Below are 16,794 nucleotides of genomic sequence, written 5' to 3'. Positions count from 1 at the left end.
GCGGTGTGCGCGGGTAGTCTTTCGGTATGGACTCCCTGCTTCCCCTCGAGATGTTCTACATCGGCCTGCTCGTGCTGGCGTCGGCGTGCATCGTCTTCACCGCGGTGACGGTCTTCGTCAAGCTCTTCAAGGGTCAGCGCTGACCCTGCTGCCTTGCGCGCCATGAGAGAACTCCCCACCGATCTTCCCGCCGAGCTCGTCCCGCTGTCGTGGCTCCTCGGCGTCTGGGAGGGCACCGGCGTCGTCGACTACAAGACCGGCGACGAGCCCGAGTCGCGCCGCACCCACGAGTTCGGCCAGCGGGTCAGCTTCAGCCACGACGGGCTCCCGTTCCTCAACTACTCGTCCTATACGTGGCTGCTCGACGACGAGCACACGCCCCTCGTGAGCGAGGTCGGCTTCTGGCGTCTCGACCGGCCCGCCGAGGAGGGCGACCGCGGCCCGGCGATGCTGCCGGGCGTCGGCATCCAGCCGTTCACGACGGCGAGGGCCGTCGAGATCCTGCGCACCCCCGACGACGGCTTCGACATCGAGGTGTCGCTCGTGCACCCGTCGGGCGTCAACGAGCTCTACCTGGGCCGGGTCAAGGGGCCGCGGATCGACCTCGCGACCGACGCCGTGCTGCGATCGTCGAACGCCAAGGAGTACTCGGCGGCGACCCGCATGTACGGCCTTGTCGACAACCACCTGCTCTGGGCGTGGGACATCGCCGCCCTCGGCAACGAGCTGCGCACGCACGCGTCGGGGCGGCTCGCCCATGTCGACTGAGACTCCGACCCCCTTCGCCGCGCGCCCCGGCTTCGTCGCCGACGAGGCCACCGGCGTCGCCGCCCACTACGGCAACCCGCTGAGCGAGCAGCGCGACCTCGCCGCCGGCCGTGCTCTCGTCGAGGCCGGGCACCGCGCGGTCATCACGGTCACCGGGCCCGACCGCCTGTCGTGGCTCGACTCGCTCACCAGCCAGAGCCTCAAAGGTCTGGCCCCCGGGCAGTCGAGCGAGACGCTCCTCCTCGACCCGTCCGGCCGCGTCGAGCACGCCGCCGCCGTCCTCGACGACGGCGTGACCACGTGGCTGATCGTCGAGGCGACCGAGGCCGAGGCGTTCGCGCAGTGGCTCGACCGCATGCGCTTCCTGCTGCGGGTCGAGGTCGCCGAGCGCCCCGACGTCGCGGTCGTGGGCGCGTTCGCCGGTCTGCAGGGCGTCGAGGCGCTGGCCCCGAACGGGCTTCCGCTCGTGTGGGAGGACGGGTGGGGTGAGGTCGCCGAGGGGGGCGTCGCGTACGCCGACGAGCCGTCGCATCCTGCGCGCGACTGGACCTACCGCGAGACCCTCGTCTCGCGCGATGCCCTCGCCGAGCTGGCGTCGTCGCCCGTGCCCGCAGCCGGCCTCCTGGCGCTCGAGGCCCTGCGGATCGCGGCCTGGCGGCCCCGGCTGGCCCTCGAGGTCGACGAGCGCTCGATTCCGCACGAGCTCGACTGGCTCCGCAGCGCCGTGCACCTCGACAAGGGCTGCTACCGCGGGCAAGAGACCGTGGCGAAGGTCCACAACCTCGGCCACCCGCCTCGCCGCCTCGTGATGCTGCACCTCGACGGCTCCGACAACGTTCTGCCCGCCCACGGTGACACGGTGTCGATCGCTGGCACCGTTGCCGAGGCGGGCGACGAGGGCGCAGGAGCACCGGCTCGCGAGGTCGGCCAGGTCACCTCCGCCGCCGTCCACTACGAGCTCGGACCCATCGCGCTCGCCGTGGTCAAGCGCTCCACTCCGGTCGACGCCGGGCTGGTCGTCGATGCGCAGGACACCGCCGTCGCGGCCGCACAGGAGACGATCGTGCCGCCGTCCGCCGGCGCCGCCGCCGGAGTCCCGCGGATGCCGCGCCTCGGCGCCGTCCGCCGGTAGCTCGCCCTAGAGAGGTTCCACCGCCGACCACGGCACGGTGATCTCGCCGAGCCGCCACCGTGTGCGCCCGTGCAGCACCGGCCACCCGGCGTCGCGCATGCCCTCGACGGCGGCGACCCACCGCTGCACGGGGGAGTACACGGCGAGGGCGGCGTTGTAGCGCCAGAGTCTCTCGAGCTCCTGCAGGAAGTCGTGGATGCGCTCGCCGTCGACGTTGCGGTGGATCAGCGCCTTCGGGAGGCGCTCGGCGATCACCGACGGCGACTCGAGCGACGCGAGCCGCAGCGACGCCGTGAAGGTCTGCGGGCCGCCTTTCGCGACGTCGATCCAGCTGGCGACGCGGCCGACCTCGTTGCAGGTGCCCTCGACGAGGACGCCGCCGTCGGCGAGCCGCCCCGTCATGAGCGCCCACGCGGCCGCGACCTCGGACTCGTCGTACTGACGCAGCACGTTGAACGCGCGGATCACGGCCGGGCGTCGACCCCGTGCCTCGTCGGCTACGTCGAGCGGCACCTCGAAGCCGCCGAGCCGGAACGAGACCCCCGGCTTCGCGCTCTTCGACGCCTCGGCGACGCGTGATGGCTCGATCTCGATGCCGATCACCTCGACGTCGGGCCGCACCTTCGCGAGGCGGTCGAAGAGCTCCAGTGGGGTCGTCGCGCTGGCGCCGTAGCCGAGGTCGACGACGAGGGGATCGTGCGCCCTGCGGAACGCCGGGAGGGCGGCGATCCAGCGGTCGACGCGGCGGAGGCGGTTGGTGCCGGTGGTGCCGCGCGTCACCTGGCCGATGGGCATGAGACCAGTCTAGGAAACCCGGCGGCGATAGGATCAGGGCATGACTTCGACGCTCATCCTCCTCCGTCACGGCAACAGCGAGTGGAACCAGAAGAACCTCTTCACCGGGTGGGTCGACGTCCGCCTGAGCGAGCAGGGCACCGCCGAGGCGAAGCGCGCCGGCGAGCTCCTCGCCGCCTCGGGCCTCAAGCCCGACATCCTCTACACGTCGGTGCTCACTCGCGCGATCCAGACCGCGAACCTCGCCCTCGAGGAGGCCGACCGCCTCTGGATCCCGGTGAAGCGCTCGTGGCGTCTCAACGAGCGCCACTACGGTGCGCTCCAGGGCAAGGACAAGGCGCAGACGCTCGAGCAGTACGGCCCCGAGCAGTTCCAGACCTGGCGCCGCTCGTTCGACGTGCCGCCGCCGCCCCTCGACGACGACTCCGAGTTCTCGCAGGCGCACGACGAGCGATACGCCGACCTCGGCGCCGACGCCCCGCGCACCGAGTCGCTGAAGCTCGTGATCGACCGCATGCTGCCCTACTGGGAGAGCGACATCACCGTCGACCTCGCGGCCGGCAAGACCGTGCTCGTCACCGCCCACGGCAACTCGCTGCGCGCCCTGGTCAAGCACCTCGACGGCATCAGCGACGCCGACATCGCCGAGCTGAACATCCCCACCGGCATCCCGCTGGTCTACGAGCTCGACGACTCGTTCGCGCCGGTCAAGCCGGGCGAGTACCTCGACCCCGAGGCCGCCGCCGCCGGTGCCGCGGCCGTCGCCGCGCAGGGCAAGAAGTAGCTCTTCCCGCTCTTGCGTTTGTCGCAGTACATTGCGACAATGGGTGCCACAAAGGGGTGCTCATGGACGTCTATCTGCTCGTACTGCTGGCCATCGCGGTGGTCGGCCTCGCCGTGACCGCGGGGCTGTCCTTCGTGCCCGCCGTGCAGGTGTGGGCGCTCGAACGGGCCGGCAGGCGCATCGGCATCGGTGTGCCCGCCGACCTCGACCCTGCTTTCCGCCGCCGCATGGGGCGCAGGATCCGCGCCAGCGCCCTGGGTGCCCTCGCGGGTCTCGCGCTCGGCCTGCTCCTCGCCTCGACGGTCCCGGGCTGGGGCCTCCCCTACTCGCATCGCCCGATCCTCCTCGCGTACTACGGCGTGATCGCTTTCGGCGCGGTCGGGTCGGCCGTCGGGGTCATCGTCGTGTCGCTGGCCTCCGCACCCCGTCCGGGCGACGATGCGGCTCGGGTGGCGCGGCTGACCGTGACCTCCGTGGGCGACTACATCGCGCCGATCCTGCGCCGTCTCGCTCTCGCCGCCTCGGTCTGCGCCGTCGTCACGGTGGGCCTGGCGATCGCCCTTGGCGGCACGTCGCGCGTGCACCTCATCGTGCCCGGCATCGTGCTCGTCGCACTCGCGATCGCCGGGCAGATCGCTTTCGCCGTCGCGGCTCGTCGGATCGTCGCGCAGGGGCGCCCGACCCGCGACACCGACGAGATGGTCTGGGACGACGCGCTGCGGTGGTTGGCTCTCCGCGACATCCTTTCGGGCCCTTTGCAGGCGCTGTGTTTCGGCGCGTTCTACGGGGTGCTCGGCACGCTCAACGGCCCGGGCGCCTTGGCGTTGATCACCGCGTTCGCGTCGCTCGTCCTGGTAGCCGTCTTCAACATCGCCACGCGCAACAACACCGACTGGTTCCTCTTGCGGCTGTGGCCGGGAGCACGCCGGCGCACCGACGACGAGGAGGCCGCGCGGCTCGCGGCAGCCGATCCTGCGACCGCGCCCTGGCCCGACCCGTCGGCGTCGCACCGGTGATCACGCTCGACCCGCGCTCGGCGACCCCGCCGTACGAGCAGCTGCGGGTGCAGATCGCGGCGCAGGTGGAGTCGGGCGAGCTCGCCGCCGGGTCGAAGCTGCCGACCGTGCGGCGCCTCGCCGACGACCTGGGCATCGCGCCGAACACCGTGGCTCGCGCCTACCGCGAGCTGGAGTCGGACGGGTTCGTCGAGACGCGCGGACGCAACGGCACGCTCGTCCGGGCGCAGGGGTCGGCCGCTCTGCAGCAGGTGCAGGAGGCGGCGCGGGCGTACGCGGATCGCGCGGCGAAACTCGGCGTCTCGGCCGACGTCGCGCTGGGATACGTGGCGAGGGCTCTCGGCTCCTGAGCGCTGGGCTCGTGAGAGCTGGTCTGCCGCTTCCCGGCCGCGCTCGGGGTCTCAGACGAAGAGCGCGCTGATCTCCTGGACGAGGGCGTCCATGTCGACCGTGGCCACGTCGGCGACCTCGACCACGGGCGTCAGCGCGAGCGCCCCGCCGGCCTCGCCGCACCACACCTCGACGACGCGCGGGGTAGGTGTGCCCGCCAGCGCGAGCCCACTCTCGACGGTCTCGCGGTCGGCCGCCTCGAACGCCGCGTCGACGATCACACCTGCCTTGACCAGCCCGGCCGTGCGCAAGACCGTCTCGATCGACAGCGCGCGCAGCCCGTCGACGGGTGCGACCGGCCCGGTCTGCTGCTTTAAGGCCTGGGCGACGAGCGCAGGATCCAGGACGGGGCACCCCAGAAGGATCCCCAGCGCCTGCGCGATCTCGGCTTTGCCGGCGTTCGCCGCCCCGGACGACGTCGCGGGGCCATTGACGATGATCGCGACCTGGGCCATGCCCCCATCCTCCCAGACCCGCGCTCATGGTCCGCGCCGTCGTCGCCGCCGCAAGGAGTGGCGGGTCACGCGAGGAGTGGCGCCGTGACGGCACTCCTCGCGTGAGACGCCGCTCCTTGCTCGACGGCGAACGATCAGGCGGACTGCGCGCCGCGCCGCCGCCGCACGACCAACCACACCGCACCGACGATCGAGAAGAAGAGCAGCACGATCGCGTTCGTCTGGTAGTCGGCGGCGAGGTGCCGGGGGAGTGGCACAAACAGGGACACGACGCCGAGCGCGACAGCCGCTGCGAGCATGACGGCGGCCTCACCCATGAAGCAGGGCCGTAGGCGTCTACGAAGCCGCGCGATCGTCGAGCCCCGGTCGGACGTCGGCGGGCGGCTGAACGTGATGGTGAAGACCGACACCTGGCCGCTCCCGAAGACGACGAGCCCCCACACGCCGCCCGCGATGCCCGTGGCCACGAAGAGCGTCGTCATGATCCACAGGCCGACCAGCTGCATCTGGGTGAATCGGGCGACGTCGTGCTCGGCGAACGTGCGGTATGCCCGCAGGCCGAAGACGAGCCAGACGATCCCGAGCACGACGGCGCAGGCGCCGAGGGCGGGGATGACGGCGCGGAGGTACTCGCGATCGACCTTCACGACGGTGGGCGTGAAGACGATCGCGGCGAGACCGATGGCCACGAGGAGGGCTGCGGATCCTGCGACCTGGATCCACCGCGTCGGGGCGAACGCGACCAGGCTCGCGTCGGCGAAGACGCCGGGCTCGTCATCGCGAGGCGCGGCCTGAGAGCCGTCCGCCCCCATGCTCCGCGTCTCCATCGCCGCACCCTAGCGCGGCTCGTGCCGAGTTCACCTTCATGTCGCACGAGATTTCGGCCATGGTGCCAGCGGACTTTCGCTGGCAGCATGGCCGAAACCTCGTGCGACGTCGCGGCGTCGACCCTGAGCTGCGGCGCGTGACCACCGACGCGGCATGATGGCGGGATGACCGACGACTTCTTCGACGACCTGCTGGAGCGGCACGGCGACGAGGCGGAGTTCCTCGGGGCGCTCCGCTCATACGCCGCGTCGTGGCACAGCGACGTGGTGCCGAAGGCGACCTCGGTCGAGACGTTGTCCGCACCGGAGCCCGTGTACGCCAGCGTGCGGGTACCGGGACTCGAGGGTGCCCTCGACACCCTGTGGATCGGGGCCCGACTCGATCCGGCCCAGCCGCAGTGGCTGCGGGGCTCGTGGGGCGAGGCGGGATACGTCGACGATGCTTCCGGAGAGGATCCCGTCCACGATCTGCGCGTCAGCGGCGTGCGACTCCCCGCGGCCTCGCTGGCGCGGATCGCCGCGACGTGGGTCGAGCAACAGCTGCAGCGCACGCTGCGCGAAGGCGAGCTCGACGACGATCGTCGACTCGGAGGGCGTCGCCGCGCCGGTCGACCGGACGCGAGGATCGTGCGCCGAGGCGGATTCGCGATCGCTCGGGACGGCGCGCCACACGAGTGACGCTCAGCCGGGCAGCCGCACCGTCCGCCCGGCCCGCGCCTCGAGCAGCCGCGCGGCCATCAGCTCGCCGTCGACGGGGCCGAAGTGGGCGAGAGCGTCGCGGTGCAGGCGGCCGACGAGGGTGTGCAGGTCGAGGGTGAGGCCGTGCTCCTGCGCCAGGGAGTCGAGCGTGTCGAGCTCTTCGACGACCCGCGACAGGTTGAACGTGGTTAGGTCGTCGCCCGCGAGCAGAGAGTCGAGGTGCTCGGCGATGAACCGGCTCGACCCCGGCCCGGCGGCGAGGGCGTCGCGCATGCCGGCGACCGTGAGCCCGAGCGACTGGCCGAGCAGCAGCATCTCGGTGACCGCGACGACCTGCCCGAACCACAGCGCGTTCGACATGAGCTTGGTCACGTGCGCGCTGCCGACGGTCTCGCCGGCGCGGGTCACGCCGTCGGGGTCGCCCAACAGGCGCAGGATCGGCAGCACCCGCTCGACCGCAGCCTCCGCACCCCCGACCGTGAACCGCAGAGTGCCCGCCCACGCCGCCGTCGGCCCGCCGCCCATCGGCGCGGCGACGCTGTCGACGCCGCGCGAAGCGAGCGAGGCGGCCACCTCGTCGGCGACGCGCGGGTCGTTGCTGGTGAGGTCGAGCCAGCAGGAGCCGGGTGACAGGTCACGCCCCACACCCTTCGGCCCGAGCAGAGCCTCGCGGAGCTCCTGCGGCCCGGGAAGCACTGTGACGAGCAGGTCGCTCGCGGCGGCGACGGCACGGGCGGACTCCGCCGGCTCGATGCCGTGCTGCGTGGCTGCGGCCAACCGCTCGGGGTCGGGATCGTGGCCGAGCACGCGCCACCCGGAGTCGGCGAGACGGCGCGCCACGGGGAGGCCCATGCGCCCCAGCCCGAGCACGCCGATCGTCTGCACAGAGAGATCGTAGGGCTCGCCCTACCCCTCCCCGCGTCATCCCGCGACAAAACGCGACACCTGCGACGCTCAGCCGTGTCGCAGATGTCGCGTTTTGTCGCGCTTGGGCGCGGAGCGGGCTACTCGGGGTCGGCTCGGCGACGGCGCAGGAGCCCGGCGACCGGCCGATCGAACACCGCCAAGCTCCGCCCGTGGCTGCCGATCGACAGAATGCAGCCGACGGATCCGATCGACAGAATCGAGCCGGCGCTCCCGATTGACGCGATGCTCCCGGCGGAGCCGATGGAGGCGAGGCTCCCGGCGCTCCCGATCGACGCGATCGAGCCCGCGCTGCCGAGCGACCGCAGAGACCACGCGCTGCCGAGCGACCGGACGCTGCCGATCGACCCCGGCGACTCGACCGACCACAGCCCCGACCGCATCACGCGTCGCGCCAGCGCTCTCCACTCCATGCCGCGACCCTACCGTCGGCAGCCGGTGCGGCGCAGCGCCCGGGCCCAGCACCCGGGGCTCCGCGCCCGGGGCACACCCGCACCGTGCCGAAACGGCAGACGGCGCGAGGCACTGTCTGCGAACGCGCCGCATGATCCGGGTATTCTCTCCCAGCGGTGGCAGGATGAGGCCAGCCGCCGCCATGACGGCCGAACCATGGAGAGTTCACGCGTGACCCAGACTCGCACTCCCGCCCCCAGCGCTGAGGCGACCGATACCGGCGGTGGAGGACACGGCCACGGCGCCAGCATCACCGCACTGGCGCTCGCCGCACTCGGCGTCGTCTTCGGCGACATCGGCACCAGTCCCCTCTACGCGCTGCGGACCGTCTTCACGATCGACGGCGGCGTCGTCCAGCCGAAGCCGGAGGACGTCTACGGCGTCATCTCGATGATGTTCTGGTCGATGACCATCGTCGTGTCGTTCAAGTACGTGCTCGTGCTCATGCGCGCCGACAACAACGGCGAGGGCGGCGTCATGGCGCTCGCGGCCCTGGCGAGACGTCTGTACTCGAAACGGCGTGGCGGCGCGGTCATCTTCCTCGTGATCGGCATCGTCGGCGTCTCCCTCTTCTACGGCGACTCGGTCATCACCCCCGCGGTCTCGGTCCTGTCGGCGGTGGAGGGCCTCGGGACGGCCGCGCCGTCGATCTCGCACCTCGTCGTGCCGATCGCCGCGGTGATCCTCGTGCTCCTGTTCCTGCTGCAGCGGTTCGGCACCGGCCGCGTGGGCGCCCTCTTCGGCCCGATCATGCTGCTCTGGTTCGTCGTCATCGCCGCGGCGGGCATCCCGCACATCATCCGCCACCCCGGCGTCCTGCAGGGCATCTCGCCCACGTGGGCCATCGCGTTCGTCTTCGCGCACCCCGTGGTCACCTTCGTCGCCATCGGCGCCGTGGTGCTGACCATCACCGGAGCCGAGGCGCTCTACGCCGACATGGGCCACTTCGGTCGTGTGCCGATTCGTCGATCCTGGTTCTTCGTGGTGTTCCCGGCCCTCGTGCTCAACTACCTCGGCCAGGCCGCGCTGGTGCTCAACACGCCGTCGGCCACCAAGGACCCGTTCTTCATGCTGTTCCCGAACGCGCTGCAGCTGCCCGTCGTGATCCTCGCGACCGCGGCGACCGTGATCGCCAGCCAGGCGGTCATCTCGGGTGCGTTCTCGCTCACGCGGCAGGCGGTGCAGCTCGGCCTGCTGCCTCCGATCACGATCCGCCAGACCTCGAAGAACGAGGGCGGCCAGATCTACCTGCCGGCCGTGAACATGCTGCTGTTCATCGGCGTGATGGCGATCATGCTGGCGTTCCGCTCGTCGGCCGCCCTGACCACGGCGTACGGCGTCTCGGTGACCGGCGCGCTCGTGGTTGACACGCTGCTCCTGCTGCTCGTCGCGAGACAGCTCTGGCAGTGGAAGCTCTGGAAGCTCATCGCGGCGGCCGTGGTCTTCGGCGGCCTCGAGCTGACCTTCCTCGCCGGCAACCTGTCGAAGATCATCCACGGCGGCTGGGTGCCGCTGCTCATCGCGCTCGCCGTGATCACCGTCATGACGACGTGGCGGCGAGGCCGTCAGCTCGTGCAGCAGAAGCGCCAATGGCTCGAGGGGTCCCTCGCCGACTTCATCGAGCAGGTCAACACCGAGAAGATCCCGCGCGTCGAGGGCGTCGCGATCTTCCCGCACCCCAGCAAAGACACGACTCCGCTGGCGCTCCGGGCGAACCTCGAGCACAACCACATCATCCACGAGCACGTGCTTCTCGTGTCGGTGCTCACGGCGAACGTGCCTCACGTGCCGCACTCGAAGGCGTTCTTCCGCGACGACCTCGGCTACACCGACGACGGCATCGACCACATCACGGTGAAGTTCGGCTTCTCGGACGACCAAGACCTGCCGAAGGCCCTCCACGCCGCCTGCCTCGCCGACGTGCTCGACATCGACCCCGACGACATGGAGAACGCCTCCTACTTCATCTCGCGGGGCGGCCTGCGCGTCGGGGCGAAGAAGAAGGGCAAGAAGATGGCGATGGTCGGCTGGCGCAAGCGGCTGTTCGTCGGCCTGGCGCACAACGCCGCCGACCCCGCCGCCCGCTTCATGCTGCCGCCGAACCGCACGGTCACGATGGGCAGCGACGTCGTCATCTAGCGCCCGACGCTGGCGAGGCGAAGCCGGGCCGCAGGAGCACGCCCACACAATCTCCGGCGATTCTGGGAGCGCGGGCGAGAGCCTGCCCCCATGACCGCCACCGTCGAGACCATCGGGCAGCTCCTGCGCGCCGAGAACCACGTCATCATCGACCGCGATGCCGACGCGGTGTTCGACTTCGTCGCCGACGGCATGAACAACGCCCTCTGGCGTCCCGCCGTGCGCTCGATCGCGCTGGAACGCGGCGGCGACGGGCAGGTCGGGGCGATCTACCGTCAGATCCTGATCGGCCCGGGTCGACGCGACATCGCCGGCGACTACGAGATCACGGAGGCGACCAGGCCGCAGGAGCTGCGGTTCCGTGTGCTCGCAGGCCCCGTCCGGCCTCGCGGGCGCTACTCGATCACGGCCCGGCCGGGAGGGACGTGCGTGCTCTCGTTCGCCCTCGAGGTGGAGCCGCGCGGGATGGCGCGGCTCCTGCGCCCCCTGGTCTCGCGCACGATGCGCGACGAGGTGGGCCAGCTCTGGCGGCTCAAGGCGGTCGTCGAGGGCGACCCCACCTAGGGTCGGGTCGCAGGATCCGGCGACACCCACTCGCGCGCACCCGGCGTCGCCCGCGCCTCGCCCTCGCGGTCGAACACGAGCACGTCGACGGCGTGGGCCGCCGTGAGACGATCCAGCTCGGACAGCCCTCCGGAGAGGATCGCGGTGGCGAGCACGTCGGCCGTGACGATGTCGTCGGCCGCGATCGTCACCTGCACCAGCGAGTCGTCGCCGTGCCGCCAGACGTGCTCGCCGCGCTCGGCGACGCCGGAGGTCGCGAGGGCGCGACGGGCGCCGGTCAGCTCGGCGACGCCGGCCAGACGGTCGCGGTGCTCGGGGTCGACGATGCCGACGCGCCACGGCTGGCCCTTCGCGGTGCTGCCGCGAGCGAGCACGTCCCCGCCGACGTTGAGCAGCCAGGAGCCCGAGAGCCGGTCGAGCTCGACGCCGGCCTCCGCGATCGCCAGGGCCTTGACCACGCCGGAGAGGTCGACGACACCGTCGGGGCGGTGCGGAGTGAAGGCGCCCGCGGTCGCGTTGCGCCAGTCGATCGCGGTGGCGTAGGCGTCGAGGACTCTGTCGCCGGACTCCGCCAGCGTCAGCTCGCCGCGCGCCACCGCGCTGAGGGGCGACATCGGGTCGTAGAGACTGAACTCCCGGTCGAACGAGGCGAAGACCTGCTCGACCCGTTCGAGCGCCTGACGTTCGGGGCCGCCGTTGGCGAAGCGGATGCTCACTGTCGTGCCCATGGTCGCGAAGACGTGGGTCGCCGCGTCGGTCACAGCCCCGCCTTGTCGATCGCCGCCTGGAGCGAGGTGACGTAGCCCTCGCTGGTGTAGGTCGCGCCGCTGACGGACTGGATGTTCGCGGACTGCGCCTTCAGGGCCTCCTGGCGCAGGATCGGCGCGGCGTAGGCGCTGATCTCGACCGAGCGGCCGCCCTGATCCGTGAGCTGCAGCGCCTTGACGTCCGTGATGGTGCCCGCCTGCACGACGATCTCGACCTGCACGGGGCCGAACTGGGTCTCGGCGGTCGTGCCCTCGTAGGTGCCCGACACCGAGGACTTCGAGGAGGTGCCGGACGACGCCGACGAGGACGGGGAGGGGGCCGCGGTCGCCGACGGCGAGGACGAGCCGCTCGAGCCCGTCGCTCCCGTCGATCCGCTCGAGCCCGACGTCCCGGTCGCCGTGGACGACCCCGCCCCCGAGGCGGTGCCGCTCGTGGCCGCGACCTGCCCCGCGCCGATCTGCCAGCCGACGGCCAGGACCGCGGCCGACGCCACGACTCCACCTGCAACCGCTCGTGCTCTCATGACGTGAACCTCTCCTGGTGGATCTGGTGCTCGGGCACCCCGGCGAGCCGCGCGTCGCGCGCGACGAGGTCTGCCCAGGCCTGCGGGCCGCAGATGTAGACGTCGGATTCCAGCAGGTGCGGGAACGTCGACGCGAGCGTCACACCGCGCCGGTGGTCGTCGGCGGACTGCCACACGTCGAACCCGCTCGGCCGCGGCCCGACCATGGCGAACACCTCGGCGCCGTTCCTTGCCGCGAGGTCGGCGACCTCCCGCCAGAGGTACTGCTGGGCGGCATCCGAACCCCGGAGCAGCACGGTCGCCTCGCCCGGTCGCAGCGGCGAGTCCTCGAGCAGGGCCCGCACCGGCGTGATGCCGATGCCGGCGGCGATGAGGGTGAGGTACGGCGCGGTCCGGGCTCGTCGGGTGAAGAGGCCGTAGGGGCCCTCGAGGGAGACGCGGGCGCCCGGGCGGATGGAGCCGAGTCGCCGAGATCCTGCGCCCAGATCGCGGACGGTGATGCGTGCGCGGTCGGTGCCGGGAACGGCCGAGAACGAGACGGGGTGCGCGTGCCACCAGGTGCGGGCGGTCCAGAATCGCCAGATGCCGTACTGGCCTCCCTGGACTCCGAGGCGGTGGAGGTCGACTCCCGAGAGGTGGATCGACCACACGCCGGGAGCGATCGCCTCGACCGAGACGACCCGCAGCCGGTGATGGAAGCTGAGGTAGAGGGGCAGTGCGAAGCGATAGACAGCGACGGCCGTGAGGACGACGACGTAGAGCGTGATCCAGTAGACGCGCTGCCAGGTGTCGCTCGCGAACACGCTGCCGACGCTGAGCTGGTGGGGGAGCGCCACCGCGACCGCCGCGTAGCTCAGCAGGTGGATCACGTGCCAGGCCTCGTACGGCAGCTTCCGCCGCACGGCCACGAGCGACGTGACGACCACGGCGACGAACAGCGCGAGCGCCAGATAGGCCAGCGGCATGTCGTGCATCGTCGTGAAGAGCGACACGGTCTCGCCGATCGGGCTGGTCCGATCCGCCAGTCCGTAGCCGACGGTGATCAGCAGGGCGTGCACGAGGATGAGGTACAGCACGGGCTTGCCGAGCGACCGGTGGACGGCGATCGCCCGATCCTGCCCGAAGACCCGGTCGACGAGCGGGACTCGCGCGGCCAGCAGCAGCATGACGAGCACGAGGTCGGTGGCGGCGAGCCCGGCGACGATGCCGAGAGCCGTGACGACGGCCGAGGCGCTCGTCAGGTCGTGGGCCCCGGTCGAGGCCAGGTACAGCGCGACGGCGACCGCGACGGAGACCCAGACCAGGATCGCGAGCAGATCCACCGCGGTGCTCCGACGCCGATGCTCACGCCGGTGCCGCAGCGCGTCGACGGCGATCTGCTGCGCGGGAGGTCGGCGACGGCCGGTGGCCGTTCGCTCGGCCGGCGTGGCGGCGGCGGTGGTCGTCATGGGGTCTCCTGGGGGCGCTCTGTGCGTCGTGGTGGAGACCATCGTGAGTTCGATATCTATGCGAATGCCCGGGAGCGGGTGTCGGCGGCGTTCGAGAACTCACATGTTGTTCGAGGTCGTCGCGGGAAGAATCACGATCGCCTCCGCGCCACCGCCGGCGGCGTTCGCGAGACGAGCCTCGCCACCGGCGCGCACGGCCAGACCGCGCACGAGCGCCAGGCCGAGGCCGCTCCCGCCGCGGATCCGGCGACGCGACTCGTCCGCCCGAGTGAATCGGTCGAAGGCGATCGGCAGGAAGTCGCCCGGAACGCCCGGGCCCTCGTCGCGGACGACCAGGTGCAGGGCGCCGTCGTCCCGCTGATCGAGCACCACGGTCACGGTCCCCTGCTCCGGGCTGAAGGTCACCGCGTTCGACAGCAGGTTGTCGGCGATCCGTCCGAACGCCGCCGGGGCGATGTCGTACCGCATCCCGTCGTCGGTCGAGTCGGGCACCTCGAAGTCGATCGTCACCGACCCGTGGCCGTCGCTGACGCGGGCGCGATCGACGGACTCCAGGAGCTCGGCCACGAGACTCTCGGGCGGGGCGGTCTCCGCCTGCTCCTGCGCCCTCGTCCCCACCGTCGACGCCTCGCCGGGTGCGTCGAGGCGCGACAGCTCGAGCAGCACGGTCGTCAGCTCGGTGAGGCGGGCGACCGACGTCTGCGCCGCGTCGATCTCGCGTTCGAGTGCGGCGGCGTCGCCCGCCGACCGGTGGGCGCGCTCGAGTCGCGCCGTGAGGGCGGCGAGCGGCGTGCGCAGCTCGTGGCTGGCGTCGGACACCATCTGCCGTTCGTGGTCGGCGCTTCTGCGGAGCCGGTCGATGAAGGCGTTGAGGGTCCGCCCCAGGGTGGCCAGCTCGTCGCGCCCGGGAGGGACCGGCAGCGACTGCCCGGTGTCGTCGCGGCTGAGGCGTTCGGCCGACTGCGCCATCCGGCGCACGGGCCGCAGCGAGAGCGTGGTCAGCAGCCACGCGGCCGCGCCGAATCCCGCCAGCGCCAGAACGAGTCCGAGAGCGAGCGACCGGTCGAGGGCCGCGATCGTGAGATCGCCCGACGCGGTGCTGCGAGCGCCCCACAGCGTGTAGTCGCCGTGCGAGGTCGCCAGGTGCCGCTCGACGACGACGTAGGTCGTTCCGCCGCTCGACACGCGCCGGGTCGGGGCCTGGGCGTCGCTCGCCGCACCGGGAAGCCGCACGAAGTCGCGGTCGTGCAGGTCGCGGTCGTCGAGATTCCGCTGGAGGCCGGTCGGCAGGGTGTTCAGGAGGAAGGCGCCCGACTCGGCGCGAATCGCGACGAGGATTCCGGACGACGGCGTGTCGGGCTTCTCACCCGGATTGTTGCGGAGATCGGCGATGTATGGGGCGATGTCGCTGTTCGCGAGAGTCGTCTCGCTCTGGTTCGTCGTGGAGCGGATCTGGAACGCCATGAGACCGGCGACGCCCGCGAGGACGATCCCCGCTACGAGAAGGCTGCCGAGGGTGATCCTCACGCGGATCGGCCAGGCCGACGGCGTCACTCCGGAGCCTCGGCCCGGTAGCCCACGCCCCGGACCGTCGCGATGGTGACGGTCGATGCCGCGCCGGCGAGCTTCCGGCGGACGTAGCTGACGTACTGGTCGACGATGGTCGGGTCGAAGTGCTCGGCCGAGCCCCAGACCTCGGTGAGGATCGCGGCTCGGGTGACCGGCTCGGGCGCTTCGACGAGCAGGAAGCGGAGGAGCGAGAACTCCTTCACGCTGAACGCGACGGTCCGCCCGCCGATGCGCGCCCGAACTGCGGTCGTGTCGAGCTGCACGTCGCCCGCCTCGACCATGGCGGGCGCCGTCGGGACGGTCGCCTGCCGTCGCAGCTGGGCGCGGATCCGCGCGTTCAGCTCGGCCAGCGAGAACGGCTTCGTGAGGTAGTCGTCGGCCCCCGAGTCGAGCCCGAAGATGCGGTCGTCGACCGCGTCGCGGGCCGTCACCAGGATCACCGGGAACGTCCGCCCGCTCTCCCGCAGCCTCCGGCAGATCTCGAACCCGGTCATCTCGGGCAGCATCACGTCGACGGCCGCGGCGTCGAACGTCCGTCGGCCCGCCTCGATGAGGGCGGCGACCCCGTCGCCGACGGCTGTGACGTCGTGGCCCTCGTCGGCGAGGCTCGCGGCGACGAGCTCGCGCATCTCGGGATCGTCGTCGACGACGAGGATCCTGCTCATGCCGGACCGCCCGTCACGCGAGACCGCCCGTGTGCAGCAGCGTGCCGATCGCGAACGTCGCCGCCAGGGCGAGCACGCCTCCCGCGACGACGCGGACGACCGCTCGGAGGGCCGAGCCGCCGCCCAGGCGGGCGGAGATCCGGCCGGTCAGGGCCAGCGCGACGAGGACGGCGGCGAAGGTGACGGGCACGCGCGCGGCCGCGGGTGGCAGCAGGATCGCCAGGAGGGGCAGCAGGGCGCCGATGGTGAACGCCAGCGCCGAGGCACCGGCCGCACGCCAGGGGCTCACCACGTCGTCCTCGTCGATGCCGAGCTCGATCGAGAGATGTGCACGGAGGGCGTCGTGCTCCGTGAGCTCGCGGGCGACGAGCTCGGCCGTGGAACGGCTGAGCCCGCGCTCCTCGTAGAGGCCGGTCAGCTCCTCGAGCTCCACGTCGGGATCGTCGGCGAGCTCTCGGCGCTCCTTCTCGATGAGCGCGCGCTGCGTGTCGCGCTGGCTGCTCACGGAGACGTACTCGCCGAGGGCCATCGAGATGGCGCCGCCGACCAGGGCGGCGACGCCGGCGGTCGCGATCGGCGCCGTGGCGGGCGTCGCGCCGGCCACGCCGACGACGATCGCGGCCACCGACACGATCCCGTCGTTCGCTCCGAGGACCCCGGCGCGCAGCCAGTTCAGTCGGCCGGCGAGGTTGCCGTCGTGCTCTTCGCCGTCGTGGGCGACGTACGACGCGGTCGAATCCGTCATGGAGTCAGCATCGCGCGTCGGCGACCGGCATGCCACCACGGCTCCCCGGTCTGGCCGGTGTCCGCCTCGAACATGTGAGGACTCGAACGATCACGGGCGATCGACCGCGCATTCTTGCGCGAATCTTGCG

General features: G+C 71.8%; 19 protein-coding genes. 8 read left to right on the top strand and 11 right to left on the bottom strand.

Translation table 11 applies throughout. The annotated features are described in order from the left end of the window. Positions 1-162: 162 nt before the first annotated feature. Together C8E83_RS12465 and ygfZ are read left to right on the top strand one after the other, a co-directional pair. On the top strand, positions 163-768 hold the full coding sequence (locus tag C8E83_RS12465) for a heme-binding beta-barrel domain-containing protein (RefSeq protein ID WP_121370192.1): 606 nt from the start codon (positions 163-165) through the stop codon (positions 766-768). After that, positions 758-1,900 (top strand): CAF17-like 4Fe-4S cluster assembly/insertion protein YgfZ, encoded by a 1,143-nt coding sequence (gene ygfZ, locus C8E83_RS12460; RefSeq protein WP_121370191.1) that lies wholly within the window; start codon positions 758-760, stop codon positions 1,898-1,900. The genes C8E83_RS12465 and ygfZ overlap by 11 nt, the downstream gene beginning before the upstream one ends. 6 nt (positions 1,901-1,906) lie before the next feature. Here the strand turns inward: ygfZ and C8E83_RS12455 are convergent, their stop codons facing one another. Continuing rightward, the gene (locus C8E83_RS12455) at positions 1,907-2,695 is read right to left on the bottom strand and encodes a class I SAM-dependent methyltransferase (RefSeq protein ID WP_121370190.1); all 789 of its coding nucleotides are present in this window, start codon (positions 2,693-2,695) and stop codon (positions 1,907-1,909) included. A gap of 40 nt (positions 2,696-2,735) precedes the next feature. On the opposite strand from C8E83_RS12455, the gene C8E83_RS12450 reads away from it, so the two are divergent. The 3 genes from C8E83_RS12450 (at position 2,736) to C8E83_RS12440 (ending at position 4,845) form a co-directional block, all read left to right on the top strand. Beyond that, the gene (locus tag C8E83_RS12450; protein ID WP_121370189.1) at positions 2,736-3,479 is read left to right on the top strand and encodes a phosphoglyceromutase; all 744 of its coding nucleotides are present in this window, start codon (positions 2,736-2,738) and stop codon (positions 3,477-3,479) included. Between the two features lie 62 nt (positions 3,480-3,541). Further along, positions 3,542-4,495, top strand: coding sequence for a hypothetical protein (locus tag C8E83_RS12445; RefSeq protein WP_121370188.1), 954 nt, complete (start codon positions 3,542-3,544; stop codon positions 4,493-4,495). Next, positions 4,492-4,845, top strand: coding sequence for a GntR family transcriptional regulator (locus tag C8E83_RS12440; RefSeq protein WP_121370187.1), 354 nt, complete (start codon positions 4,492-4,494; stop codon positions 4,843-4,845). Before C8E83_RS12445 ends, C8E83_RS12440 begins: the two co-directional genes overlap by 4 nt. A gap of 51 nt (positions 4,846-4,896) precedes the next feature. Here the strand turns inward: C8E83_RS12440 and C8E83_RS12435 are convergent, their stop codons facing one another. Together C8E83_RS12435 and C8E83_RS12430 are read right to left on the bottom strand one after the other, a co-directional pair. Beyond that, positions 4,897-5,340, bottom strand: coding sequence for a hypothetical protein (locus C8E83_RS12435; protein WP_121370186.1), 444 nt, complete (start codon positions 5,338-5,340; stop codon positions 4,897-4,899). A 134-nt stretch (positions 5,341-5,474) separates the two neighbouring features. After that, a complete protein-coding gene (locus C8E83_RS12430) occupies positions 5,475-6,167 on the bottom strand; it encodes a hypothetical protein (RefSeq protein ID WP_121370185.1) in 693 nt (230 codons plus the stop codon). 165 nt (positions 6,168-6,332) lie between these two features. On the opposite strand from C8E83_RS12430, the gene C8E83_RS12425 reads away from it, so the two are divergent. Further along, complete coding sequence (locus C8E83_RS12425) at positions 6,333-6,845, top strand: hypothetical protein (protein WP_121370184.1); 513 nt, start codon at positions 6,333-6,335, stop codon at positions 6,843-6,845. 3 nt (positions 6,846-6,848) lie between these two features. Here C8E83_RS12425 and C8E83_RS12420 read toward each other — a convergent pair whose 3' ends face one another. Beyond that, positions 6,849-7,751: an NAD(P)-dependent oxidoreductase gene (locus tag C8E83_RS12420; protein WP_121370183.1), complete on the bottom strand. Its 903-nt coding sequence runs from the start codon at positions 7,749-7,751 to the stop codon at positions 6,849-6,851. A 119-nt stretch (positions 7,752-7,870) separates the two neighbouring features. Continuing rightward, on the bottom strand, positions 7,871-8,203 hold the full coding sequence (locus C8E83_RS12415; protein ID WP_211331695.1) for a hypothetical protein: 333 nt from the start codon (positions 8,201-8,203) through the stop codon (positions 7,871-7,873). A 211-nt stretch (positions 8,204-8,414) separates the two neighbouring features. Between C8E83_RS12415 and C8E83_RS12410 the strand changes: the two genes are divergently transcribed. Next, positions 8,415-10,382: a potassium transporter Kup gene (locus tag C8E83_RS12410; RefSeq protein WP_245981658.1), complete on the top strand. Its 1,968-nt coding sequence runs from the start codon at positions 8,415-8,417 to the stop codon at positions 10,380-10,382. 90 nt (positions 10,383-10,472) lie between these two features. Next, positions 10,473-10,946: an SRPBCC family protein gene (locus tag C8E83_RS12405; RefSeq protein ID WP_121370180.1), complete on the top strand. Its 474-nt coding sequence runs from the start codon at positions 10,473-10,475 to the stop codon at positions 10,944-10,946. Here C8E83_RS12405 and C8E83_RS12400 read toward each other — a convergent pair. The 6 genes from C8E83_RS12400 to C8E83_RS12375 form a co-directional block, all read right to left on the bottom strand. After that, complete coding sequence (locus C8E83_RS12400) at positions 10,943-11,707, bottom strand: FAD:protein FMN transferase (protein WP_245981657.1); 765 nt, start codon at positions 11,705-11,707, stop codon at positions 10,943-10,945. The genes C8E83_RS12405 and C8E83_RS12400 overlap by 4 nt on opposite strands. Beyond that, a complete protein-coding gene (locus tag C8E83_RS12395; RefSeq protein ID WP_121370179.1) occupies positions 11,704-12,237 on the bottom strand; it encodes an FMN-binding protein in 534 nt (177 codons plus the stop codon). The genes C8E83_RS12400 and C8E83_RS12395 overlap by 4 nt, the downstream gene beginning before the upstream one ends. Beyond that, the gene (locus C8E83_RS12390; protein ID WP_121370178.1) at positions 12,234-13,685 is read right to left on the bottom strand and encodes a ferredoxin reductase family protein; all 1,452 of its coding nucleotides are present in this window, start codon (positions 13,683-13,685) and stop codon (positions 12,234-12,236) included. The genes C8E83_RS12395 and C8E83_RS12390 overlap by 4 nt, the downstream gene beginning before the upstream one ends. Positions 13,686-13,784: 99 nt before the next feature. Beyond that, positions 13,785-15,239 carry a sensor histidine kinase gene (locus tag C8E83_RS12385; RefSeq protein WP_121370177.1) on the bottom strand — a complete coding sequence of 485 codons (1,455 nt, stop codon included), beginning with the start codon at positions 15,237-15,239 and terminating at the stop codon, positions 13,785-13,787. Further along, positions 15,236-15,919, bottom strand: coding sequence for a response regulator transcription factor (locus C8E83_RS12380; protein ID WP_121370176.1), 684 nt, complete (start codon positions 15,917-15,919; stop codon positions 15,236-15,238). Before C8E83_RS12380 ends, C8E83_RS12385 begins: the two co-directional genes overlap by 4 nt. Before the next feature lie 13 nt (positions 15,920-15,932). Continuing rightward, positions 15,933-16,664, bottom strand: a complete 732-nt coding sequence (locus C8E83_RS12375) for a VIT1/CCC1 transporter family protein (RefSeq protein ID WP_121370175.1) — start codon at positions 16,662-16,664, stop codon at positions 15,933-15,935. Positions 16,665-16,794 lie beyond the last annotated feature (130 nt).

It is taken from the genome of Frondihabitans australicus (assembly GCF_003634555.1).
Classification (GTDB): Bacteria; Actinomycetota; Actinomycetes; order Actinomycetales; family Microbacteriaceae; genus Frondihabitans; species Frondihabitans australicus.
The sequence above is the reverse complement of the archived record's forward strand: the minus strand, read 5'-3'. Positions and strand labels throughout refer to the sequence as shown.